At 60.9% G+C, this 22,470-nt stretch carries 25 protein-coding genes; 7 read left to right on the top strand and 18 right to left on the bottom strand.

The genetic code is table 11. From position 1 onward, the window contains the following. The first annotated feature begins 49 nt into the window (after window positions 1–49). The gene (locus ACTJJW_RS05340) at window positions 50–853 is read left to right on the top strand and encodes an SDR family NAD(P)-dependent oxidoreductase (protein WP_462643098.1); all 804 of its coding nucleotides are present in this window, start codon (window positions 50–52) and stop codon (window positions 851–853) included. Window positions 854–914: 61 nt separating this feature from the next. On the opposite strand, the gene ACTJJW_RS05335 is transcribed toward ACTJJW_RS05340, so the two are convergent. The 6 genes from ACTJJW_RS05335 to ACTJJW_RS05310 form a co-directional block, all read right to left on the bottom strand. Continuing rightward, window positions 915–1,784: an NADPH-dependent oxidoreductase gene (locus tag ACTJJW_RS05335; RefSeq protein WP_462643097.1), complete on the bottom strand. Its 870-nt coding sequence runs from the start codon at window positions 1,782–1,784 to the stop codon at window positions 915–917. 76 nt (window positions 1,785–1,860) lie between these two features. Next, window positions 1,861–2,790, bottom strand: a complete 930-nt coding sequence (locus tag ACTJJW_RS05330; protein WP_462643096.1) for a phosphodiesterase — start codon at window positions 2,788–2,790, stop codon at window positions 1,861–1,863. Window positions 2,791–2,960: 170 nt separating this feature from the next. After that, on the bottom strand, window positions 2,961–4,481 hold the full coding sequence (gene putP / locus ACTJJW_RS05325) for a sodium/proline symporter PutP (protein ID WP_462643095.1): 1,521 nt from the start codon (window positions 4,479–4,481) through the stop codon (window positions 2,961–2,963). Window positions 4,482–4,762: 281 nt separating this feature from the next. Further along, entirely contained in the window at window positions 4,763–6,094 is a 1,332-nt protein-coding gene (gene dprA / locus ACTJJW_RS05320; protein ID WP_462643094.1) for a DNA-processing protein DprA, read from the bottom strand. After that, window positions 6,091–7,623: a YifB family Mg chelatase-like AAA ATPase gene (locus ACTJJW_RS05315; RefSeq protein WP_462643093.1), complete on the bottom strand. Its 1,533-nt coding sequence runs from the start codon at window positions 7,621–7,623 to the stop codon at window positions 6,091–6,093. The genes dprA and ACTJJW_RS05315 overlap by 4 nt, the downstream gene beginning before the upstream one ends. Beyond that, window positions 7,620–7,976, bottom strand: a complete 357-nt coding sequence (locus tag ACTJJW_RS05310; RefSeq protein ID WP_462643092.1) for a YraN family protein — start codon at window positions 7,974–7,976, stop codon at window positions 7,620–7,622. Before ACTJJW_RS05310 ends, ACTJJW_RS05315 begins: the two co-directional genes overlap by 4 nt. A 332-nt stretch (window positions 7,977–8,308) precedes the next feature. Here ACTJJW_RS05310 and ACTJJW_RS05305 point away from each other — a divergent pair, with 332 nt between their 5' ends. Then, the gene (locus ACTJJW_RS05305) at window positions 8,309–8,470 is read left to right on the top strand and encodes a hypothetical protein (protein WP_462643091.1); all 162 of its coding nucleotides are present in this window, start codon (window positions 8,309–8,311) and stop codon (window positions 8,468–8,470) included. Window positions 8,471–8,480: 10 nt separating this feature from the next. Here ACTJJW_RS05305 and ACTJJW_RS05300 read toward each other — a convergent pair whose 3' ends face one another. Beyond that, window positions 8,481–9,101 (bottom strand): LysE/ArgO family amino acid transporter, encoded by a 621-nt coding sequence (locus ACTJJW_RS05300; RefSeq protein ID WP_462643090.1) that lies wholly within the window; start codon window positions 9,099–9,101, stop codon window positions 8,481–8,483. A gap of 28 nt (window positions 9,102–9,129) precedes the next feature. Between ACTJJW_RS05300 and ACTJJW_RS05295 the strand changes: the two genes are divergently transcribed. Further along, window positions 9,130–12,024 (top strand): FAD-binding and (Fe-S)-binding domain-containing protein, encoded by a 2,895-nt coding sequence (locus ACTJJW_RS05295; protein WP_462643089.1) that lies wholly within the window; start codon window positions 9,130–9,132, stop codon window positions 12,022–12,024. A 4-nt stretch (window positions 12,025–12,028) separates the two neighbouring features. On the opposite strand, the gene ACTJJW_RS05290 is transcribed toward ACTJJW_RS05295, so the two are convergent. The 5 genes from ACTJJW_RS05290 to ACTJJW_RS05270 all read right to left on the bottom strand — a co-directional run bounded on the left by ACTJJW_RS05290 (window position 12,029) and on the right by ACTJJW_RS05270 (window position 14,799). Then, window positions 12,029–12,352: a DUF2469 domain-containing protein gene (locus ACTJJW_RS05290; RefSeq protein WP_009772690.1), complete on the bottom strand. Its 324-nt coding sequence runs from the start codon at window positions 12,350–12,352 to the stop codon at window positions 12,029–12,031. A gap of 22 nt (window positions 12,353–12,374) precedes the next feature. Beyond that, window positions 12,375–13,010 (bottom strand): ribonuclease HII, encoded by a 636-nt coding sequence (locus tag ACTJJW_RS05285; protein WP_462643088.1) that lies wholly within the window; start codon window positions 13,008–13,010, stop codon window positions 12,375–12,377. A 3-nt stretch (window positions 13,011–13,013) separates the two neighbouring features. After that, entirely contained in the window at window positions 13,014–13,769 is a 756-nt protein-coding gene (lepB, locus tag ACTJJW_RS05280; protein WP_462643087.1) for a signal peptidase I, read from the bottom strand. A 66-nt stretch (window positions 13,770–13,835) separates the two neighbouring features. Beyond that, on the bottom strand, window positions 13,836–14,183 hold the full coding sequence (gene rplS, locus ACTJJW_RS05275) for a 50S ribosomal protein L19 (protein ID WP_462643086.1): 348 nt from the start codon (window positions 14,181–14,183) through the stop codon (window positions 13,836–13,838). A gap of 130 nt (window positions 14,184–14,313) precedes the next feature. Then, entirely contained in the window at window positions 14,314–14,799 is a 486-nt protein-coding gene (locus tag ACTJJW_RS05270; RefSeq protein ID WP_462643085.1) for an MFS transporter, read from the bottom strand. Between the two features lie 71 nt (window positions 14,800–14,870). Here ACTJJW_RS05270 and ACTJJW_RS05265 point away from each other — a divergent pair, with 71 nt between their 5' ends. Both ACTJJW_RS05265 and map read left to right on the top strand, forming a co-directional pair. After that, window positions 14,871–15,497, top strand: coding sequence for a TetR family transcriptional regulator (locus ACTJJW_RS05265; protein WP_462643084.1), 627 nt, complete (start codon window positions 14,871–14,873; stop codon window positions 15,495–15,497). Continuing rightward, window positions 15,494–16,261, top strand: coding sequence for a type I methionyl aminopeptidase (gene map / locus ACTJJW_RS05260; RefSeq protein WP_462643083.1), 768 nt, complete (start codon window positions 15,494–15,496; stop codon window positions 16,259–16,261). The genes ACTJJW_RS05265 and map overlap by 4 nt, the downstream gene beginning before the upstream one ends. A gap of 69 nt (window positions 16,262–16,330) precedes the next feature. On the opposite strand, the gene trmD is transcribed toward map, so the two are convergent. The 6 genes from trmD to ffh all read right to left on the bottom strand — a co-directional run bounded on the left by trmD (window position 16,331) and on the right by ffh (window position 20,956). Beyond that, window positions 16,331–17,017, bottom strand: coding sequence for a tRNA (guanosine(37)-N1)-methyltransferase TrmD (gene trmD, locus ACTJJW_RS05255; RefSeq protein WP_462643082.1), 687 nt, complete (start codon window positions 17,015–17,017; stop codon window positions 16,331–16,333). A 16-nt stretch (window positions 17,018–17,033) separates the two neighbouring features. Then, entirely contained in the window at window positions 17,034–17,543 is a 510-nt protein-coding gene (gene rimM / locus ACTJJW_RS05250) for a ribosome maturation factor RimM (RefSeq protein ID WP_462643212.1), read from the bottom strand. 99 nt (window positions 17,544–17,642) lie between these two features. Further along, entirely contained in the window at window positions 17,643–17,879 is a 237-nt protein-coding gene (locus ACTJJW_RS05245) for an RNA-binding protein (protein ID WP_010203243.1), read from the bottom strand. Between the two features lie 3 nt (window positions 17,880–17,882). Beyond that, a complete protein-coding gene (gene rpsP, locus ACTJJW_RS05240; RefSeq protein ID WP_462643081.1) occupies window positions 17,883–18,320 on the bottom strand; it encodes a 30S ribosomal protein S16 in 438 nt (145 codons plus the stop codon). A 194-nt stretch (window positions 18,321–18,514) separates the two neighbouring features. Further along, window positions 18,515–19,297, bottom strand: a complete 783-nt coding sequence (locus ACTJJW_RS05235; protein ID WP_462643080.1) for an LLM class F420-dependent oxidoreductase — start codon at window positions 19,295–19,297, stop codon at window positions 18,515–18,517. Window positions 19,298–19,387: 90 nt separating this feature from the next. Then, on the bottom strand, window positions 19,388–20,956 hold the full coding sequence (ffh, locus tag ACTJJW_RS05230) for a signal recognition particle protein (RefSeq protein WP_462643079.1): 1,569 nt from the start codon (window positions 20,954–20,956) through the stop codon (window positions 19,388–19,390). 77 nt (window positions 20,957–21,033) lie between these two features. Between ffh and ACTJJW_RS05225 the strand changes: the two genes are divergently transcribed. After that, a complete protein-coding gene (locus ACTJJW_RS05225; protein ID WP_462643078.1) occupies window positions 21,034–21,915 on the top strand; it encodes an LLM class flavin-dependent oxidoreductase in 882 nt (293 codons plus the stop codon). Window positions 21,916–21,945: 30 nt separating this feature from the next. Continuing rightward, window positions 21,946–22,467 carry a gamma carbonic anhydrase family protein gene (locus ACTJJW_RS05220; RefSeq protein ID WP_462643077.1) on the top strand — a complete coding sequence of 174 codons (522 nt, stop codon included), beginning with the start codon at window positions 21,946–21,948 and terminating at the stop codon, window positions 22,465–22,467. Window positions 22,468–22,470: the final 3 nt, after the last annotated feature.

Here is a 22,470-nt window from a genome sequence, read left to right as displayed (position 1 = left end):
TCGTGCGGCATGTGCGCGGCAATCGGGTTCGCCGCGATAGCGTTTCGGCATGGCCACACGATCTTCACGCTCCCTCACAGGCATTGCTCTTGTTACCGGTGCGACCTCGGGCATTGGCGCCCAGTTTTCACGTCACCTTGCCCAGGAGGGTTACGACCTGGTTCTTGTTGCACGCGATCGTGAACGCCTCGACAGCGTGGCCGCCGAACTGCGCGAGGAGGCGGGCGTTGCCGTCGAGGTGATTGCTGCAGATCTCACCACCGCGGCTGAGCGCGCAGTGGTAGAAATTCGCCTGAAGTCGGCCACCGAGCCCATCACGTTCCTCGTAAACAACGCCGGCTATGGGCTGCCGCAAGAGTTCGAGCTCAACTCGGTCGACGATGAGGAACGGATGCTCGAACTACTAGCAACAGTTCCGATGCGCCTCAGCCATGCGGCGCTGGGCGGAATGCTCGCTCGCGGTACGGGCACCGTGCTGACCGTGGCGAGCCTTGCAGGCGAAGCCCCACTCGGACTCTATGCCGCAGCAAAAGCGTGGCCGATGAGTTTCAGCCGTTGGGCCAATGCACACTACCGCAGTCGTGGGGTGACGTTCACTGCGCTGGCTCCCGGGTTTGTGCGCACCGAGTTCCACTCGCGACTGGGCATTGAACGAGCATCCATGGCACCGAAGTGGATGTGGCTTGATGCTGAGTTCGTCGTGCGCTCTGCTCTTCGCAGCGCTGCTCGCGGTCGCGCCGTATCAATTCCGAGTGTGCGCTACAAGCTTCTGTGGGCAGTGATGAAAGTGGCACAGCCGCTGATCTTGGTGTTCGTGGCGCGTGCGAGCCGGGCAACCGACAAACCCGGCTAGCGACTCCCGCCAGCTGAGGGCTTGCTCAGCCTGCGACCCCGCAAGTTAGCAACCTCGCCAGTTAGCGAATCGAGAACCCGCGCGATTCGACCTCGTCTTTGAGGTGATCCCGCAGCGCGGCTGATGGGCCAGCGAGCGTTTCTGGTTTACTGCTGCGACGCGCGGTGTGTTCTGCCCACCCGTATTCGGCATCCGGAATCTGGGGGTCGCTGGCAACCTGGCGCCCGGCATACAGGCCGTTGGCGATCATGACGGCGTCGTAGTCACCAACGTGCTGCTCGAGGTCTTCAATGGAGTACTGCTCGCGGTGCACTACCGATCCGCTGGGAAGGCGCGGTTTTGCCCCTCTGCGCACTCCGGGGTTTGGGTAGCCGATCGTGAGTCCGGCGACCGCAAAGACGCCGGCGGGCAACGCCAACTCTTCGGCGACGAGGCTGGGTTCATTGCGTACGGATCCGATGGGCACCGCACCGAGCCCGAGCGATTCTGCCGCAACGAGAGCATTCTGAAGGGCAAGGCTGGCATCGATGGATGCCGTCAAGAACATTTCAAGGTTGTCGGCGGCAAAAGTGTGGCCTTGTCGCTCGGCAAGATAGTGCAGCCGAGAGACATCAGCGCAGAAGATGAGCATTACCGGGGCTTCAGCGACGTAGCGCTGGTCGCCCACTAGGTGAGCCATCCGCGCTCGTCGTTCCTCGTCTTCGATAACGATGATGCTGTACGCCTGCAGGTTTGATGAGGTGGGTGCGCTGCGCGCAGAAACCAGGATCGCTTCCAACACTTCGGCTGCGATGGGGCTGGGATCGAAACTGCGAATCGATTCGTGGCCGGTGAGTACCCGAATGGTGTCAGTAACGAATTCGGGCGAAATTAGTTGCTGCTCTAGTTCGATTCGGGTGTGTAGTGGTGTGGTGTCAGCGCCCTGAGTCATAACCCAATGCTTTCACGCCCGGCGGCATGCTCGATGCAGTCGCCGTAGTGCTCGGACCAGCTATTGCTCGATTGCCTTATTCGGACGCCTGCACTTCGGCCGCGTTGAAGGTTGAGTTTTTGGCCGAGAAGGCTTCAAGGCGCTGCTCGGGCGTCATCGCTTCGATTTGAGTCCAGGCTTCGGCCGAGTGCCCAGTGATTTCTGCGGTGTCGCCGACAGGGATGATCGAGTGCACTGTCTGATTCTCGTAGACATGCACCACGTTGACGGCCTGCCCGTAGTCGACGCCAGACAGCAGCCGATCTTCGGCGCTGAGATCGAGCGTGTAGCAGGTTGCCGAGGCGACAGAGACGGGGATGCCCGCAAAAGTAGAGTGGGTTGAGTAGTGCAGGTGGCCCGCAAGAATCGCTCGCACATCGCTGCCCTTCAACACTTCAGCTAGGCGTTCTTGGCGCTGAAGTTCGAGCATGCCCATCGCTTCGAGCATCGGCGTCGGGATCGGTGGATGATGCACCGCCAACAGGCTGCCGTGCGGGGCTGGGGCGGCAAGTTCGTTGCGCAGCCACTCCAGTTGCTCGTCGCTTATCCCACCGTGGTGGTAGCCCGGCACTGTGGTGTCGAAAGAGATGATGCGCAACCCGTCGATCATGTACACGCGGTCTTGGGGGGCATCCGATTCTTCATTGAATAGGAGCGACGAGTATTGGGCGCGTTCGTCGTGGTTGCCCATGACCCAGATGATCTCGGCGTTCATCCGCTTCGCTGCTGGCTCGACGATGCTGCGCAGGCGTAGGTAGGCGTCTGGCTCGCCCAGGTCAGCAAGGTCGCCGGTGAAGACGATGGCTTGGGGGTGCGCGGTGGATCGTTCGAGTTGCGTGAGAGCCTGTTCGAGGTGGTCGATGGTGTTGACGGCACCATAGAGCGGTCTTCCGCCAGCCAGCAGGTGAGTATCGCTGACGTGCGCAATGACGTGACTGGGTGCTGGGTACTGGCCGAGTTGAATCACGTTTCTAGCCTAGGTGCGTCGGGTGTCATCCGACAGGGTCGCGTGACGGTGGCACTCTAGCCCTCCTTGTTGTGCTGCGTGGTTAACGCAGGATGCCCGCCGCACCACAATTGTGGCGGGCGGGCATCCTCAGTGCTCGCGTCTAGATAGACGTAGCGACTATGCGGAAATTAGTCCTGCTTGGTGATGACGGGCAGCTGCACGGTTCCGGTGCGTACACCTTCGACTGCGGAATCGAATTCCTCAGTGATTCCGGCGCTGTTCTTGAAGGTGAGCATGCTCACCACGACTGCCACAACCAGGTTGAGCGCGAAGCCAGGAACGATTTCGTACATCGCTCCGGTGAGCGCTGGGACGTTGCCCCAGATGATGACGGTGACTGCACCGACGATCATCCCTGCAAGGGCACCCATGCTGGTGAGTTTGCGCCAGAAGAGCGACAGGATCACGATCGGTCCGAACGCTGCTCCGAAGCCGGCCCAGGCGTAGGCAACGAGACTGAGGATCGACGAGTCGGGGTTCCACGCGAGAGCGATGGCGACGATCGAGACGATCAGCACGCCCATACGACCCAGGATTACCTGAGCTTTGGGGGTTGCTTCCTTCTTGGCGACGATCTTGAAGAGGTCTTCTACCAGTGCCGATGACGACACGATGAGCTGCGAGGAGATCGTGCTCATGATGGCGGCCACAACTGCTGCGAGTACGAGTCCTGCGATCAGTGGGTGGAAGAAGATCTGTGCGAGTTCGAGGAACACCCGCTCAGGGTTCTCGAGCGAGAGCTCAGGGTGCTGCTGGAAGTACGCGACACCGATGAGGGCGGATGCCATGGCACCGACTACGGAGACAAGCATCCAGGTTATACCGATGCGGCGGCCGGCGATGGCATCTCCTGGCGAGCGGAGCGCCATGAAGCGCACGAGGATGTGTGGCTGGCCGAAGTAGCCGAGTCCCCATGCTGCTGCAGAAATCGCGGCGAGCACTGTTCCACCAGTGAAGAGGCTGAACATGTCGATTTCGGTGTTCGCTGCACGAATCGATTCGATGGTGTTGGCGACTCCACCGGTCTGCGTGATGCCGACGATGGGCACTGCGATGAGGGCGAGGAAGATCATGATGCCCTGCACAACGTCGGTGTAGGTTGCGCCGATGAATCCACCGAAGAGTGTGTAGAGAACGGTAACTCCACCAACAACGAACATTCCGATCCAGTACTCGGAGCCGAATGCACTCTGGAAGAAGACACCACCGGCGACCATTCCTGATGAGACGTAGAAGGTGAAGAACACGAGGATGATGACGCCTGCTGTGATGCGCAGAATGCGTGACTTGTCGCGGAGGCGGTTCTCGAAGAAGCTCGGCAGTGTGATCGAGTTTCTTGAAACCTCGGTGTAGGCACGCAGACGCGGTGCTACAAACTTCCAGTTGAGCCAGGCGCCAATGGTGAGGCCAATGGCGATCCAGCCTTGGAAGAGTCCACCAATGTAGAAGGCGCCGGGGAGTCCGAGAAGGAGCCAACCCGACATGTCGGATGCGCCAGCGCTGAGCGCTGCAACTCCTGGGCTGAGCTTGCGGCCGGCGAGCATGTAGTCATCAAGGTTGGTTGTTCGCTTGTACGCCCACCAACCGATACCAAGCATTGCGGCCAAATAAATGACCATTGCGATAATTTGGAAGAACTGATCGTTCATTGTGTCGCCTTTCTCATGCACATCCGTGGGCTAAGCCTGTCTACTTTGGCAGACATAAGGATTAGGAACAATCTCAATAGGCACATATAAAGCATTAGATTTTCTAAAGAGTAGGCCTGTTTCTGCAGCTTTGCGGCATATTTCCCGCCTTTGTGCACAATTTTTGCACCGCGAGAGATGACTTCACAGCTTTCACCTCTTGTGCACACAGGTGAGATTGCCCGCTTTTTCGCGCAACATACGTCTGCTTGCGCGAGTCGGTGCTTGTTGGTGCCGGGCCGTCAACGACTCGCTGGAGCCGATACGGTCCGCTTCCAGCCGCGTTCGGTCTCGCTGACGCAGCCGTCGAGCTCCAGCATCCCGAGTTGAGCGCGAACCGTGGCGAGTGCGAGCCCGCTGCGAGCTGCGATGTCGTCTGTGGTGCGGGCGCTGCGCGTGCTGAGGGCGTCGAGAAGGCGCGTAGTTTCGGTGTTGCGTGGAGCGTCAGCATCCGCGGACTCAGGTCGGGATTCGAGGTCGGACCGGCCAGCGGACTGGTCACTGTCGGCTCCACTCTCGGATGTGTTTGTCGGCGCATCGTTCAAGCTGGCGTTGGTATGCGCTTCGCGGTCGAGCGGCGCGAGTTCTGCCATTTGGTCGGGATCGGTGACACACACGGCGTCGTAGTCACGGATGAGACGGTGGCAGCCAGCGGACGCCGCGCTGGTGACGGGACCGGGCACTGCACCCAAAGGTCTGCCAAGCGTGGCGGCATGGCCTGCGGTGTTGAGGGAGCCGGAACGCCAGCCTGCCTCGAGCACAATGGTCGCCATGCTTGCCGCCGCTATGAGTCTGTTTCTTTGCAGGAATCGCCATTTGGTGGGTGGCGATCCGCATGGGAGTTCGGAGATCACAGCACCACTTTCGACGATTCGGGTGAGGAGGCTGTCGTGGCCGCTCGGGTAGAAGCGGTCGACTCCCCCGGCGAGAAACGCCACGGTGAGTCCTTGGCTGGCGAGGGCTGCGCGGTGGGCCATCCCGTCGATTCCGTAGGCGGCGCCGGAGATGATTGTGTATCCACGATCGACGAGACCTGCGGAGGCTTCCATCGTGATGTGTTCACCGTAGCCGGTTGCAGCCCGTGCGCCGACGAGCGCGATGCCGTCGACGATTCCGGCGAGCGCCGCATCCGTTCCGCGCACCCAGAGTGCCGCGGGCGCATGCCAGTCGAGGTCGTTGAGTCGCGTTGGCCAGAGGGTGTCATCGCGCGTCAGGAGTCGGGCGCCGAAGCGCGCCGCTTGACGCAACGCGATGAGCGCACTGTCTGATTTGAGTCGCGGCAGCCACCGTTCGATGGCTTGCCGCATGTCGTCCTCGGGCACCGTATCGCCGTCGGCGGATAGCTCGCCGGCGAAGCGTGCAGCGTCCCAATGTTCAACAACAGCGGTGAGGGCTCGGGCCGGGCCGAGTTGCTGAATAGCACGCCCTGCGAGTCGATCGCCGGGTTCGGCAAGTCCACTCCAGGTGGCTCGCGCAAAGCGGTTTTCGATGGCGTCGCGGTCGAGCTCACCGGGAGCGCTTACCGCCCGTACGAGTTTCGCTACTTCTGATTCTTTGAGTCCAAACATGCTCACTGTGACATTGCCTTTCGTAGATACAGTGCTTGCCCGACGTGGGTGTCGTCGGGTCGTGCGTCGTCGGCGAGGTCAGCGAGTGACCAGGCGACCCGCAACACGCGGTCGTAACCACGCATAGTGATTCCGCCGCGTTCGAGAGCGCGATCCAACCCGGCCGTGATCTTGGGCGCGAGGCGTAGTTCGCGGCCGCGGAGGTACGAGCCCGGAACTTGCGAGTTGAGTCGCCACGGCGTTGCCGTAAGTCGTGCAAGCGCACGCTGCCGGGCTGCAGTAACTTTGGCGCGAGCATCCGCCGTGGAGAGGGACGGGCGCTCCCCCGCAAGACGCAGCTGCGCACTGGTGATTCGTTCAACTCTGAATTGGATGTCGATTCGGTCGAGCAGCGGGCCCGAGAGCCGAGCAAGGTAGCGCCGCCGCGAATTTGGCGGACACGTGCATTCGCTGTCACGCGCACCCCATTGCCCGCAGGGGCAGGGGTTAGCGGCCATCACGAGCTGAAAGCGACCGGGAAAGTGGGCGACCGAGTTGGCTCGGTGGATGCTGATGATCCCCGATTCGAGAGGCTGGCGCAGCGCATCCAGAGCCGCGGGCGCAAACTCGGGTGCCTCGTCAAGAAAGAGCACTCCATCGGAGGCCCGCGCGGCAGCACCCGGACGGATCTGCGAGCTACCCCCACCCACGAGCGCGGCAGCGGTGGCGGTGTGGTGCGGGGCTTCGAGCGGCGGACGGGTAGTGAGGCTACTGCCGACAGGCAGCCCCGCGAGTGATCGGATCGAAGAAACTTCGAGGGCTGCGTGTGGGTCGAGGTCGGGCAGGAGTCCAGGGAGCCGTGCCGCGAGCATCGTCTTACCTGCGCCTGGTGGGCCAAGCAAGAACACATGATGCCCGCCAGCCGCGGCGACGAGCATCGCGTCGATCGCATCGCTGCCTCCAATCATGTCGGCGAGGTCGCCGGTGGTTTCCGGAGTTGCCTCGACGATGGGTCGGGTGATGACATCCACTGGTTGGGGCTCAAACTCTCCCCCGTGCCAGATCGCCGCATCGCGCAACGAGGGAACCGCGACTACGCGCATCCCAGGAACGAGAGATGCTTCGTCAGCATTGCCACTAGGCACCATGACGGTACCGAAGCCAGCTCGCGATGCGGCGAGCACTGCGGGCAGTACGCCGTTCACCGGACGCAATCGCCCATCAAGCCCGAGCTCGCCGATGTGCACAACACGATCGATGGACTCTGCGGACACGGTGCCGGATGCTGCGAGCGCCGCGATTGCTATCCCGAGGTCGAAACCGGAGCCGTGTTTGGGGAGCGCGGCAGGTGACAGGTTGACGGTAATTTTGCGGTTCGGCAGCCCGCATCCAGAGTTCGTGGCTGCCGCCCGCACCCGATCCTTCGCTTCTCCCAGGGCTGTATCGGGCAACCCAATAAGCACAAAGCCGGGCAAGTTGTTAGAGAGGTCGGCCTCGATCTCGACAATCGCACCCTCTAGACCGAGCAGTGAGACGGCGTAGGTTCTGCCGATCACGACACACGCTTCAGGTGCTCGATCTCGATCACTCCACGAGCAGGCACGATCACTGCAACAGCATCGATGCGTATGGCAGCACCTGAGCCGGGGTGTTCCTCACACCAAGCGGCCGCGAGCCGTCGCAAGCGTGCCACCTTGGTGGAGGTTATCGACTCGAAGGGATGCCCGAACAGCACACTTGACCGAGTCTTGACTTCGACGAACACGACCTCGTCACGGTCGCGAGCGACAATGTCGAGTTCACCTTGCGAGCATCGCCAATTGCGGTCGAGAATCTCCAGCCCGGCTTCGGTCAGATGATCGGCCGCGAGGATTTCGCCGCGAGCGCCTAGTTCGTCTTTTGCTGCCATGGCTCAAGAGTGACGCGGACACACCATCGCGATGCCTTTCACGGCAAGTCAGCGCACAGCGCGACAAGCTGCCGCCATGGGGAGGAGAAGACGCCAATGATTCCCACTCTTTTGGCATCCACTCTTACGCGGTATCGTGCCGTATGATGCGAGGTGTCAACCAACGAGTGTGGCTTGAGCGGTGGCAGGTCGAGGACCTTCCAGTGCTCGAAAAGGGCAATACCCCCGAGATGACGAGGTTCGTTGGCGGGCCCGAAAGTGTTCAGTAGATCGTCGCTCGCGCTCTTACCGAATGCCTCCAGTTCGCAGCAGATAACGGTGACCGCGACCATGTGCTGGCGTTCCCCCGCATCGACAACACCGCATCCAATGCTCTCTGCCAGCGTGCCGGGTTCATGCTCATTCGCGAATCAGACTTTGAGTACCCCAAAGGCCACTCAATCCGAGTCAATGAGTGGATGTTCGACCTCACCACCGTGCGCAATCCGAGCTAGGCGCGTCTGGCTACTCGAACAGCCCAGCGATGAGGCTCGCCGCCAGCACGACCATGATCACAGCGATCACAATATCGAGCACGCGCCAAGCAGCAGGCTTCGCAAATAGCGGACGTAAGAACCGGCTGCCATAGCCCAGCGCCGCGAACCAGACAACGCTGCCGAGGCAGGCTCCGAGCGCGAACCACCAGCGTTCATCACCATACGTTCCGCCAATGGAGCCGAGCAGCAGAACGGTGTCGATATAGACGTGCGGGTTGAGCCAGGTGAGCGCGAGCGCCGTCGAGAGGGCTGCGGCGAGCGTCATCCCGGTGCCGCCCGTGCTCGTCGTGAGCGCCTGAGGATGTGCCGCCCGCCGGATCGACAAGAACGCGTACACGAGCAGGAAGAGTGCGCCACCGACGCGGGCAATCACGAGCAACCAGCCGGCCTGCTGGATGAGCGTTCCGAGCCCAGCGATGCCCGCCACGATCAGCACGATGTCCGAGAGAGTGCACACGAGCACGACCGCGGTCACATGCTCACTGCGCAACCCCTGACGCAGCACGAACGCATTTTGGGCACCGATCGCGATGATGAGCGACAGGCCAAAACCAAAGCCTGCAATCACGACAGCGAGAATCAGGGGCATGAATTGACTCTAGGGGCACAATAGGACCATGCCCGACACTTCACTGCAGGATCGCAGCGACGTCGTTGACGCCCTTCGCAGCGTGGTCAATGGAGAGGCGGATGACAGCACCCGTCGCCGCGCCGAATACTCCAGCGATGCCTCCAACTATCGGGTCGTGCCGCAGGTTGTGGTGTTCCCTCGCGACATCGACGATGTGCTCGCCGCGCTCTCTGTTTCTCGCGAAAGCGCCACACCCATCACCGCACGCGGCGGCGGCACCTCAGTCGCTGGCAATGCGATCGGCACCGGCATCGTGCTCGACTTCTCCCGTCACCTCAACCAAGTGATCGAGATCGACCCGGATGCCCACACCGCCCGCGTGCAGCCCGGCACAGTCTTGGCAACTCTCCAAGCTGCCTCGCGACCCCACGGTCTGCGGTTTGGCCCCGACCCATCGACCTGGTCGCGCTGCACTGTCGGAGGCATGATCGGCAACAACGCGTGCGGCGCCCATTCGCTGCAGTTTGGGCGCACCGCCGACAACGTGCGAAGTCTTGATGTCGTTGATGGTCTCGGCCGACGATTCACGGCTGCCCGCGACCCCGGCGTGGTCGACGGCCTCGACTCACTCGTCAGCGGCAATCTCGCCACGATTCGAACCGAGCTGGGGCGTTTCGGTCGTCAGGTGTCGGGCTACAGTCTCGAACACCTCCTGCCTGAGCACGGCCATCACCTGGCCCGCAGTCTCGTGGGCACCGAAGGCAGCCTCGTGACCGTGCTCGAAGCAACCGTCGACCTTGTTGCCGAGCCGCAGCATCCACTGCTCGTCGCGCTTGGCTACCCCGACATGGCCACCGCAGCCGATGCAGTGCCCGCCTTGCTTGCCCACCACCCCAGCGCGATCGAGGGTCTCGACGCGCGCATCGTCGATGCAGTAAGCCGAGCCCGTGGAGCGCGTGCTGTTGCCGCACTACCCGAAGGTGCCGGATGGCTGCTCGTCGAAGTCGCCGGAGCCGAGCCCGCAGAGACACTCCAACGCGCACAACGCATCGCCGCCGACTCCGGTGCAATCGAGGCCAGCGTCATCACGGATGCGGTCGCCGCGGAGCAACTGTGGCGCATTCGAGAAGATGGCGCAGGATTGGCGGGGCGCACAGCATCCGGAGCCCAAGCGTGGCCAGGATTCGAAGACGCCGCAGTGCCACCCGAACGCCTCGGTGCGTACCTGCGCGACTTCGACGAGTTGTTGGCCGAATACGCCATCGAGGGGATGCCGTACGGCCATTTCGGGGACGGTTGCGTTCATGTGCGCCTCGACATTCCCCTCGCGACGGATGGCGCAGTTTTGCGAGCCTTCGTGGATGACGCCGCACAACTTGTGGCCTCCCATGGCGGTTCACTCTCGGGTGAACACGGCGATGGGCGTGCACGCAGCGAGCTCTTGCCGCACATGTATTCACCGGCCGCAATTGGCCTATTTGGGCAGTTCAAGCGACTCTTTGACCCGAACAACCTGATGAACCCCGGCATCGTGGTTGACCCGGCACCCGTCGATGCCGGCCTTCGCCGCCCGGCCGCGCTCCCCATCACCAAGATCAACGGTTTCGCCTTCAGCGATGACGGCGGCGATGTCACGACGGCCGCGCATCGCTGCGTGGGAGTCGGCAAGTGTCGCGCCGACAACTCCGCCAGCCACGGCGTGATGTGCCCGTCGTTCCTTGCGACCGGTGACGAGAAGGACTCCACGCGAGGTCGCGCCCGCGTGCTTCAAGAAATGGCTAACGGCACCCTCGTGACCGGTGGTGTGCACTCCCCCGAAGTGCACGACGCCCTCGACCTGTGCCTCTCCTGCAAAGCTTGCGCGAGCGACTGCCCCGCCGGCGTCGACATGGCCACCCTCAAAGCCGAGGTCTTGCACCGCCGCTACGACGGAAAACTACGCCCCCGAAGTCACTACCTCCTCGGGCAACTTCCCCGCTGGGCACGCCTGATCGCACCGATCGCCCCGTTTGTGAATGCGATGCTGCGGATCCCGCTCTTCGCTCGCATCGCCCTCTGGGTCGGCGGAATGGATGCTCGGCGCACGATCCCCGCATTTGCCCGCCGCCCGTTCCGCTCCAGCTCCGAGGCTCGCGCCCTGCGCGCATCCAGCCGAGCAGCGCCCCCTCCCGGTGAGCAAACGCACGGCGCGAGCACCCTGCCCGCGCCCAAACGCCCCCAGGTGCTCCTCTGGGCCGACTCGTTCACTGACAACTTTTCGCCCGACATCGCTCGGGCCACCCTCCGCCTGCTCGATGCGGCAGGCTATGAGGTATTGCTGCCAGAACGCGACGTGTGTTGCGGGCTGACCTGGATCACGACGGGGCAGTTGGAGGGCGCACGAAAGCGACTCACTGAGCTGGTGGGCGAGTTCTCCCGCTATGTCGACCGGGGCATCCCGATTGTGGGCATCGAACCATCCTGCACGGCGGTTCTGCGCTCCGACCTCACCGAATTGCTCCCCGATATCGCGGAAGCAGCCGCGGTCGCCCGCTCAACGTTCACCCTCTCCGAGCTACTCACGGCTCCGGCACCGATGGGTCCGGCCGACTGGCAACCGCCGAGCCTGAGCGGCGAGACGTTCGTCGTGCAGCCGCACTGTCACCAGCACGCCGTGATGGGCTTCGACGCCGATCGTGCTCTGCTGGCGGCGACCGGGGCAACCATCACCGAAATCAGTGGATGCTGTGGTCTAGCCGGAAACTTCGGTATGGAAAAGGGCCACTACGACGTTTCGGTCGCGGTCGCCGAAAACGGCATCCTGCCGGCACTGCGCAACGCGGAACCCGGCAGCACACTGCTCGCCGACGGCTTCTCGTGCCGCACGCAGGCGACACAGCTCGCCAACGTGCACGGCAAGCACCTCGCCGAAGTTCTCGCGGCAGCGCTACCCGAGCACTAACCGGCTATTCGTCGAGCGCGAGCTCTTTAGGCAGTTCGAGATCCTTGGCGCTGAGCTCTTCGATGTTCACATCTTTGAAGGTGAGCACGCGCACGCTCTTGACGAAGCGGTCGGAACGGTAAACATCCCACACCCACACATCAGTCATTGAGAGCTCGAAATAGAAGTCGTGCTCCGTGTCCCGGCGCACCAAATCGACCTCGTTGGCGAGGTAGAACCGTCGCTCCGTTTCAATCACAAAACGGAACTGGCTCACTACATCGCGGTACTCGCGGTACAGCGCAAGCTCGACCTCACGGTCATAGTCTTCAAACTCGTCTTCATCCATGCTGTCTTTATTGTAGGCCGCACTAACGCAACCATGTGTGCCGGTGCAGTTCTGTGGCCCCTAGGCCGCGAATCGCCTCAAAGTGTGCGGCTGAGCCGTAGCCTTTATTACTGGGCCAGTGATAGCCGGGATACTCCCCATCGGCTGCGATCATGAGCCGATCCCGTTGCACTTTTGCCACCACGGATGCCGCAGCAACCGACACGCAGTCCCGGTCAGCTTTTACCCTGGTGTGCACTCGCGGCGCAACGGTCAGCGCAGTGCTGAGCCAGTCGGTGGAACCGTCCAACAGCACCACACTCGACATGACGTCAACACCCGCTTCATGAAGTTGGATGAGTGCGCGTTTGCCGGCGAGCCCGAGGGCGGCGGTGATTCCGATGGAGTCGACTTCTGTGGCATCCGCATAACCGACTGACGACAGCGGAGCCCACTCGAGTGTGAGAGGTTCAAGAAGTTCGCGGCGTTTCTGACTCAACATTTTTGAGTCGCGCAGCCCTACCGGCCAAGCACCATGCGTGGGGGACATTGCGGTCATACCGACTCCGACGGGGCCGGCGATCGCTCCTCTGCCGACTTCGTCGCATCCGATTACGGCACGCGCACCCGCCGCAAACAGCTCAAGCTCAACGGCGTTGCTCGGGTCAGCTACTGCCACTGTCTACTCTGCGTTCGGGGTTAGCCGCTGGAAGGTGGTGGGGTAATTGTCGAGCACGCTCCAGCGCTGGGTCGGCCAACTGATGAGAAAAGCCCGCCCGACGACAGATCCGACCTTCACAAAACCACCGGTGGGGTCATCGCGGTGGGCCGCAGAGTCAGCGGAGTTGTAGCGGTTGTCACCCATGACCCAGAGGGAATCATCGGGCACGGTAACGGAGAAGTCCTCCGGAGTTGCTTTGGTGACAGAATCCGGGAGCACAATGTATGGCTCTTCCAACGGGATGCCGTTGACGATCAGTTGCCCAAACTCGTTGCAGCACTCGATGGTGTCGCCGGGCAAGCCGATTACGCGCTTGATGAGGTGATTGCTGCTGTCTGGCGCGCTGAGCCCCACAAAGGCGAGCACACCATCCACTGCACCAACAAACCAGTTCTCTGGTTCGCTTGAGAGTGCGGGAAGCCAGCCCCCTGGATCGGTGAACACGACAACGTCGCCGTGGGAGATCGGGAAGAATCTGGGTTCAAGCTGATTGACGAGAATGCGGTCATCAATCTGCAAAGTGTTTTCCATCGACGACGACGGGATGTAGAAGGAACGCACCAAGAATGTCTTGATCATGAATGAGATCAGGATGGCTGCGACGAAGATGATTAGCAGGTCGCGCAGGAAGAGTTTCCAGCCGCCGCCCTTTTTGCCAGCATCGCGACGGTGACCAGGACTGCTCGGCAGCGCGTTCTCAACAGTTTCGTTTGTCATTTAACCCCAAAGCTCCCAGCAAGCATAAGCCGCTGGGAGCAGTTGGTTCGTGAATTGCGAGTCGTGTTAGTTGTCGCGCTTCTCTTTGATCTTTGCCTTCTTGCCGCGAAGTGCGCGCAAGTAGTACAGCTTGGCGCGGCGGACTGCACCGCGTGAGACGACCTCAATGTGGTCGATGATTGGGGAGTGAACGGGGAAGGTACGCTCGACGCCTATCTGGAAGCTGACCTTGCGCACCGTGAAGGTCTCGCGAACGCCGTGGCCTGAACGACCGATAACAACGCCCTGGAACACCTGGATACGCGAGCGCGTACCTTCGATGATGTTTACGTGAACCTTGACGTTATCGCCGGCACGGAACTCAGGAATGTTGTCTTTAAGAGACGCCTTGTCGACGTCATCGAGGATATGCATAATTGATCGCTCTCTGCGCCCGCCATGAGTCGAACACACATAGTTAGAAAAGAAAGATTGTGCTTCAAGCGGTTACGACGCCCTCATGGCAGAGTCGTGCGCGAGCACAATCAACAATTCTGCCACAGATTTAGTCGGAAGTGCGATTCTCATCCTCGTCGAGGATGATGACATTGCCGTTGTCGAGTCGCTCTCCTGGCTGAGAGGGCCGCTGAGCATCACGCTCGAAGCCCTCAACGAGGGTGGTGAAGCGGTTACGTGTCTCAGTGACGAGTTGCCAGAGCGCGATCCAGAAGCCAGCCACAGCCCCGACAACGATGAGTGCTGCCAGCAGCGGGGCATCCATAAATCCGTAGGCAATGATCACTGCATGCCAGGCGGCGAGCACCCCGGCATCGATCCATGACACCGCACGCTGAGAACGCACACTCTTGCGTGCCGTGGTCAGACCAGCGATCGCAAGTAGTGCAAAGGCCAAGATGGGGCACAGCAGCAGGAAGAGAACGAAATCCCAGCCAACACTTGAGCCGAAGATTCCACGCCCGACCAGCACCCACAGGGGCAACACGATCACAGCGATGAACTGCCAGTAATAGAACGCACGCCTGATCATCATGGTTCTCAGGGTATCTTCGATGTGACTAAGAATGCTGAAAATCTCACTCTGAAAGACCGTGGTGGTCCCCTGTGCCAAAACCCGCCATTGTTCGCACTGAACCAGTGCAGCAACGAAGCGCCGAGCGCATCAACGTTTTGCTTGATGCTGCCGCAGTGCTCCTCGATGATCTCGGAATCGATGCGATCACGACCAGCGATGTTGCCAAACGGGCACGCTCGTCTGTTGGCGTTATCTATCGCTACTTTCCCAACATCCAGGCGCTGCTTCGTGCTCTTGCAACACGCAATTTTGACAAGTACCGTGCTGGGCTCACCGCAACTCTCAACAAGAGGGCGACAAACGCGCTCGATGCACTCAATGTTGCAATCGATATTTATGTCGAGCTGAGCCGCACAGAGCCAGGCTTTCGGGTGCTCTCCTTCGGCAATATTATCGACCGCAGATTCAACGTCGATCGCAAGAGCAACAACACGGCTCTTGCCGAAATCTTGACGGACCTACTGATCACCACTTATGGGGTTCCCGCCTCAGATGCACTCACTTTCGACATCGAAGTCACGGTAGAAATAGCGGATTCGCTGCTTGAGCGTGCATTCTTGTATGACCCGCGCGGTGAAGAACCGTTTATCGACAAGCTTCGAGAGTTCATTGAGCAACTCTTGGCACCGCACACGAAAGAGGCAGTTACCGAATGATCGAGTTGAGAACGCCCGCCGAAATTAATGAGATGAAAGCCGCGGGAGAGTTCGTCGCCAGCGTGCTTACCGCAACTCAGGCGGCATCCAAGGTGGGAGTCAACCTGCTCGAGATCGATGCGCTCGCCCACAGCATGATCCGCGAACGTGGCGCCGAAAGCTGCTACATCAACTACCACCCCTCGTTTGGTGCATCGCCCTTCGGCAAAGTCATTTGCACCTCGGTGAACGATGCTGCACTGCACGGGCTCCCCCACGATTACACGCTCAAAGATGGCGACCTGCTGAGCCTTGACTTTGCTGTTGCGGTGGATGGCTGGGTCTCTGACTCCGCCATCACGTTTGCTGTGGGTACTCCCCGCGACGAAGATATCCAGCTGATGGATGTCACGTCTCGCGCCCTCGATGCTGGTATCGCCGCGGCCGTCGTCGGCAATCGCATCGGCGGCATCTCAGCAGCAATCGGCGATGTCGCTTACGGCGCTGGCTACGAAGTGAACCTCGATTTCGGTGGTCACGGCGTTGGCCGCGAAATGCACGGTGACCCGCACATCCCCAATGACGGCAAAGCTCGTCGTGGAATGCCGCTCAAGCCAGGCCTCGTGTTCGCCATCGAGCCGTGGCTCATGATCGGCACCGACGAGATCTACACGGATGACGACGGCTGGACACTGCGCAGCATCGACGGTTCGCGTGCCGCCCACTTCGAGCACACGGTAGCGATCACGCCAGAAGGTCCGCTAGTTCTGACCGCTCGTAAATAGGCGAAGTTTGTCGGATGCTCGGCTCCGGTTGCCTGGCAATGGAAGCTCGGCGCCAGCTATCGGGCATAGTTACTGTTCGTCGGACAGTAAGTCAGGGCGAACTCGTCGGGTGCGTTCAACCTGCTGCTCGTGCCGCCAATCGGCAATCGCCTTGTGATTTCCGCTGAGCAAAACGTCGGGAACTGAGCGTTCACGCCACGTCGACGGTTTTGTGTAACTGGGGTATTCGAGGAGGCCCTGTTCGTGGCTTTCTTCAGTGAGACTTTCTGGGTTGCCGATGACGCCAGGCACCAGTCGGCCGATTGCTTCGATCATCGCCATCGTCGCGACCTCGCCGCCGTTCAGCACGTAGTCGCCGAGACTGATCTCGCGCACTCGCACCTGTGAGGCTGCGTAGTCGATGACTCGTTGGTCGATGCCTTCATAGCGCCCGCAGGTGAAGACGAGATGCTTCTCCTGTGCGAGCTCACGGGCGGCAGCCTGCGTGAAAGGAACTCCGGCAGGAGTCGGAACGATCACTACCGTTTCGGGCGTGAGTGTGGCATCCAGCGCTTCACCCCATGGCTCGGGACGCATGACCATGCCTGCGCCGCCGCCGTAGGGGGTGTCATCAACGGTGCGATGCCGATCGTACGTGAAATCACGCAGATCGTGCACACCGAGGTCGATGATTCCACGCTCGCGCGCCTTGCCAAGCAAAGAGATGTCGAGCACTCCAAAGAAGTCGGGGAAGATCGTCACGATGTCGATGCGCACGCGTTGACCCTAACTGCTATTTGGCTTCAGGTGCGTCAGTCTTGGGCGCTGCGGTCTCGACTGCGTCATCTGCGAGGTCTTCAAAGAGGCCAGGCGGAGGGGTAACAACCATTTTGCCGGTCTTGAGGTCGACGCTGGCAACGATCGACTTGACGAACGGCACGAGTACGTCGCCGTTCTCCGTTGTGACCGTGAGCAGGTCTTGCGCGGGAAAGTGATCAACTTGCGCGAGAGTACCGACCTGAACGCCGTCGCGGATTACCTTGAGGCCAATGAGCTGGTGGTCGAACCACGCATCTTCTTCTGGCTCCTCGTTAGGATCGTGATCGATCCAGAGGATGGCCTTGACCAGAGTTTCAGCCTCACTGCGGTCTAGCACTCCGGTAAAGAAGGCGACCGGCTGGGCGTTGAACCACTTGAGCTCGATGAGCTCGAGCGTTTTACCGTGCCAAGCAGAACTTGTTGGCACCTGCAGTGAGAACACGGCGCCCGGAACGAAACGTCGTTCCGGGGCATCCGTGTACATCTCTACTTTAACGGCTCCCTTGAGCCCATGAGCCTTCGTCAGGCGCCCCACTCGCAGCTGTGTGCGACCTTCGCGGGGTGTTTTTACTTCGCCCACTGGTTAGAAGTCAGTGTCGACGACGTCGACACGTACCTTGCGACCATCGGCCAGAGCCGTGATCAGCGTACGCAGTGCTTTCGCGGTGCGACCAGAACGACCGATTACGCGGCCAAGATCTTCTGGGTGCACGCGAACCTCGAGAAGTTCACCGCGTTGCGTGTTCTTTGCAACGACCTGAACGTCTTCGGGGTGGTCGACGATACCTTTGACGAGGTGCTCGAGAGCGGGAGCGAGCAAGGGCTAAGCCTTGTCTGCGTCTGCTGCAGGAGTCTCGTCGGCGACGGGAGCTTCTGCGGCTGGTGCTTCTTCGGCCTTAGGCTCAGTCTTCTCAGCCTTGGGCTTGAGAACAGGCTTCTTCTTCTCGTCAGCCTGGAACTCTGGCTTGGCTTCCTTCACCTTGACGGTGCTCTTAGCGTCTTTGTCACCCTTGAAGATGCCCCAGTCGCCGGTCAGCTTGAGGATTGCCTCAACCTGCGGGCTCGGCTGCGCGCCAACGCTCAACCAGTACTGTGCACGCTCGGACTCGACCTCGATGAACGAGGGCTCCTCGGTGGGGTGGTACTTTCCGATTTCTTCAATGACACGACCATCGCGCTTCTTGCGCGAGTCGGCAATGACGATGCGGTAGTAGGGTGCACGGATCTTGCCCATGCGCTTCAAACGAATCTTTACAGCCACAATTCTCCTGATTTAAATGTTATTGGTGGCGAACCGCTAGCCGTGAGCGTGGGGGCACACTCGGCAGAAAAGCTCTAGTGGATTCCGTTCGTGCCAGATTAGAGGGTCGAGCTACGAAGGACTCAACCGCCTATTCTGCCAGAGTTTTCGCCCGATGATGAACCGGCGGCAAAGAAAACCCCGAATGGGTCACATTAATCGTTTTGTGAGTCGCGCCAGGAGAGCCACTGCTTGGTGCTAGTGAGGTCATAATCGGGCCCGGTAATACCCAGTGTGAAGAGCGTGATGCCCTGCTCGCGCATGCTGTCAGCATCTTCAACACTCTTATCGCGAAGTTCGTTCGACAGCTCAATTTCGCTGATGTCGCGGCCAATGGCCTCGCAGTGATCAGCCAAGACGCTCATCTTGTGCACGAGCGCATCGCCTGTGGCGAAGCTGTGCCAAATATCTGCGTGCTGAGCGACCAGCTTGAGAGTCTTCTTCTCTCCCCCGCCACCGATCAGCACGGGAATTTTGCGTGTGGGCGCTGGGTTCACCTTGCCCCAGCGCGACTCGATGCGCGGAAGTGCCTCGGAGAGAGCATCCAACCGTGATCCGGCAGTGCCGAACTCGTAGCCGTATTCGTCATAGTCGCGCTCGAACCAGCCTGATCCAATGCCAAAAATGAAGCGCCCACCACTGATGTGGTCGAGGGTGCGGGCCATGTCTGCCTGAAGGTCAGGGTTTCGGTAGCTGTTGCAGTTGACGAGGGTGCCGAACTCAACGCGGCTCGTTAGCTCTGCCCAGGATGCCAGCTCGGTCCATGCCTCGAAGTGCAAACCGTCGGGTTCGCCATAGAGGGGAAAGAAGTGATCCCAGTTGAAGAGCACGTCAACGCCGAGTTGTTCGAGTTCACGAACACGGTCTCGAATGACCGAATATTCGGCGTGCTGAGGTTGAAGCTGAACGGCTATACGAACGGGACGGCTCTGAGTCATAACTCCAGAGTATCGCGTCGCAGCGACGCGACTTCTAGCTAACCAAGCGCGCCTACGAGACCCTCACCGCAGGCTCAGAGCGGCAGTCGACTAACGACCGAGGAACTTCTGCAGACTCTCGAGCTCTTCGGGTGAAGGACTATCAGCAGCAGGTTTCGAACCACCGAGACCAAAGCCTGAGCCGGCGGGCGCGGAGGTGCCGACAGCACCGTGAGCACGCGCTGCTTCGTCTGCCGCGCGCTTAGCCGGGTTGCCCGACTTGGAGCTCTTCTTCTTCTGGCCCTTCTTCGCATTCACCGACTTGCCGCCATGGCCACCAGGGATCGGGCCCATACCGGGAATCTGTGGCGTGCCGCCCTTGGCAACCGTCTTCATCATTTTGGCTGCTTGCTCAAAGCGGTTCACGAGCGCGTTCACCTCGGTGACAGTCGTTCCCGAACCACGAGCGATACGCACACGACGGGAGCCATTGAGCAGCTTAGGCACTGTGCGCTCTTGCTTAGTCATTGACTGGATGATGGCCTCGGTGCGCGTGATCTCCGACTCGTCGAAGTTGTCGAGCTGCTCACGCATGCCTTTGGCGCCGGGGAGCATGCCCAGCATGCTCTTGATCGACCCCATGTTTTTGAGCTGTTGCATCTGCCCGAGAAAGTCGTCGAGCGTGAACGAATCAGTCGCAAACTTTTCGGCGACCTTGCGAGACTCTTCTTCGTTGAAGGTCTTCTGCGCCTGCTCGATGAGGGTGAGGATGTCACCCAGGTCGAGAATTCGGCTTGCCATGCGGTCGGGGTGGAACGGCTCGAAGTCGTCGAGCCCTTCACCGGTTGAAGCGAACATGATCGGGCGGCCCGTGATCGAGGCCACCGACAGCGCGGCACCACCGCGAGCATCACCATCGAGCTTGGAGAGCACGACACCGGTGAAGTCGACCCCCTCTTGGAAGGCACGCGCCGTCTTGACCGCGTCTTGACCGATCATCGCGTCAATAACAAAGAGCACTTCGTCGGGGTCGACAGCCTTGCGGATGTTGGCGGCCTGCTTCATAAGCTCGGCATCCACACCCAAACGACCAGCGGTGTCAATGATGACGACATCGTGCTGCTTGTCTTTGGCAAACTTGAGGGCCTGCTTGGCGACCTTGACCGGGTCACCCTTGCCGTTACCCGGTTCGGGCGCGAACACTGCAACGCCTGCCTGCTCCGCGACCACCTGAAGCTGCGTTACCGCATTGGGGCGCTGAAGGTCGGCCGCAACCAGCAGCGGGGTGTGGCCATCAGCGGCAAGCCACTTGGAAAGCTTTCCGGCAAGAGTCGTCTTACCTGCACCCTGCAAACCAGCAAGCATGATGACGGTCGGTGGGTTCTTCGCGAACTCGATGCGCCGTGCCTCGCCACCCAAGATCGTGACCAGCTCGTCGTTGACGATCTGCACCACCTGCTGGGCGGGATTCAACGCATCCGAAACCTCATGGCCCAGCGCACGCTCACGAACACGGCCCGTGAAGTCTTTGACGACCTCGAGCGCAACGTCAGCATCGAGTAGCGCACGGCGAATCTCGCGAACGGTGCGATCGACATCCGCTTCGCTGAGCTTGCCCTTGCCGCGCAGGTTCTTGAACGTATCCGCGAGGCGGTCGGTGAGATTTCCAAAAGTGGCCATGATCACACCAGTTTAAGGTGTCGGAGCGCGGCTAGCGAACCCAATGCGCTGACAGCGCGCCCCAGTAGGGTGAGAGCGTGAGACACGGCATCGTAATCCTCCCCCAACAGCCTTGGGCTGAAGCCAAACATCGCTGGATCCAGGCGGAAGAACTCGGCTTCGATCACGCCTGGACTTACGACCACCTGTCGTGGCGATCCCTCGCCGACGAGACGTGGCACGCGACAGTTCCCACGCTGACGGCAGCCGCGAGCGTGACCAGCCGCATTGGGCTCGGTACTTTCGTTGCCTCACCCAACTTTCGGCATCCGGTCACCTTTGCTAAAGAGCTGGCAACACTCGATGACGTCAGCGAGGGTCGCGTCCTACTCGGTGTTGGCTCTGGCGGCACCGGCTTTGACTCGACTGTGCTCGGCATGGCAGAGCTGAGCCCCCGCGAACGTCACGCCCGCTTCGAAGAATTCGTACGTGGGCTCGATGAGTTGCTTCGCTTCGAACAACCCGGCAGCGGTGGCATCAGCTTCAGCGGCGACTGGTTCACCGCAGTGAATGCACGGATGGTCGGGGTACCTGCCCAGACTCCGCGCCTGCCCTTCGTGGTTGCTGCGGAAGGCCCCCGCGGCCTAAGACTTGCCGCAGAACTCGCCGACGGCTGGCTCACGCTCGGTCGCACCGCTGACACCCTCGAGGAGTGGTGGCAGGTCGTCGCCGCATCGTCTGCTCGAATGGATGACAGCCTCGAGAAGTCTGGCCGAGCATCCACCACTCTCGATCGCTATCTCAACCTCGATGGCGCACCGCAGTTCAGCCTCGAGAGCGTTGGTGCCTGGGATGACGCCGTCGGTCGCGCCGAAGCACTGGGATTCACCGATGTGATCGGGCACTGGCCGCGCGCCGAAGGAATCTACGTCGGCGACGAGAGCGTGCTGATCGAAATCGCTTCACGCTTCTCGCGGTAACTTATCCAAGTATCGCGCTAGCGTAGAAGCATGACAGCTCTCATCGTGCCCATCGCCGAACATACGCCCCAGGTTTCTGACAGCGCCTTCGTAGCGCCCAACGCGACCCTCGTCGGGCAGGTCACGCTCGGCGAACGCACGAGCATCTTCTATGGCGCAGTGCTGCGAGCCGACGTCGACTCCATCACCATCGGTGAAGGATCAAACCTGCAAGACAACGTGACGGTTCACTGCGATGAAGGCTTTCCGACATCCTTAGGTTCTGGAGTGAGTGTCGGCCACGGCGCTGTGCTTCACGGCTGCACCGTCGAAGATGACTGCCTGATCGGGATGAGCGCAACAGTGCTCAATGGAGCCGTCATCGGCACCGGGTCACTCGTCGCGGCAGGTGCTGTTGTGCTCGAAGGCACCATCGTGCCGCCCGGATCGCTCGTTGCTGGCGTTCCCGCGAAAGTACGCCGCGAACTGAGCGAAGAAGAGATCGCCAGCGTGCGCCAGAACGCCACGCACTACCTCGACATCGCTGCTGCGCACAAAGCCGTCGGCAACTAGCGA

It is taken from the genome of Rhodoglobus galactosidasius, assembly GCF_054957775.1.
Note: the sequence above shows the minus strand (reverse complement) of the source record. Positions and strands in the feature narration are given on the sequence as shown.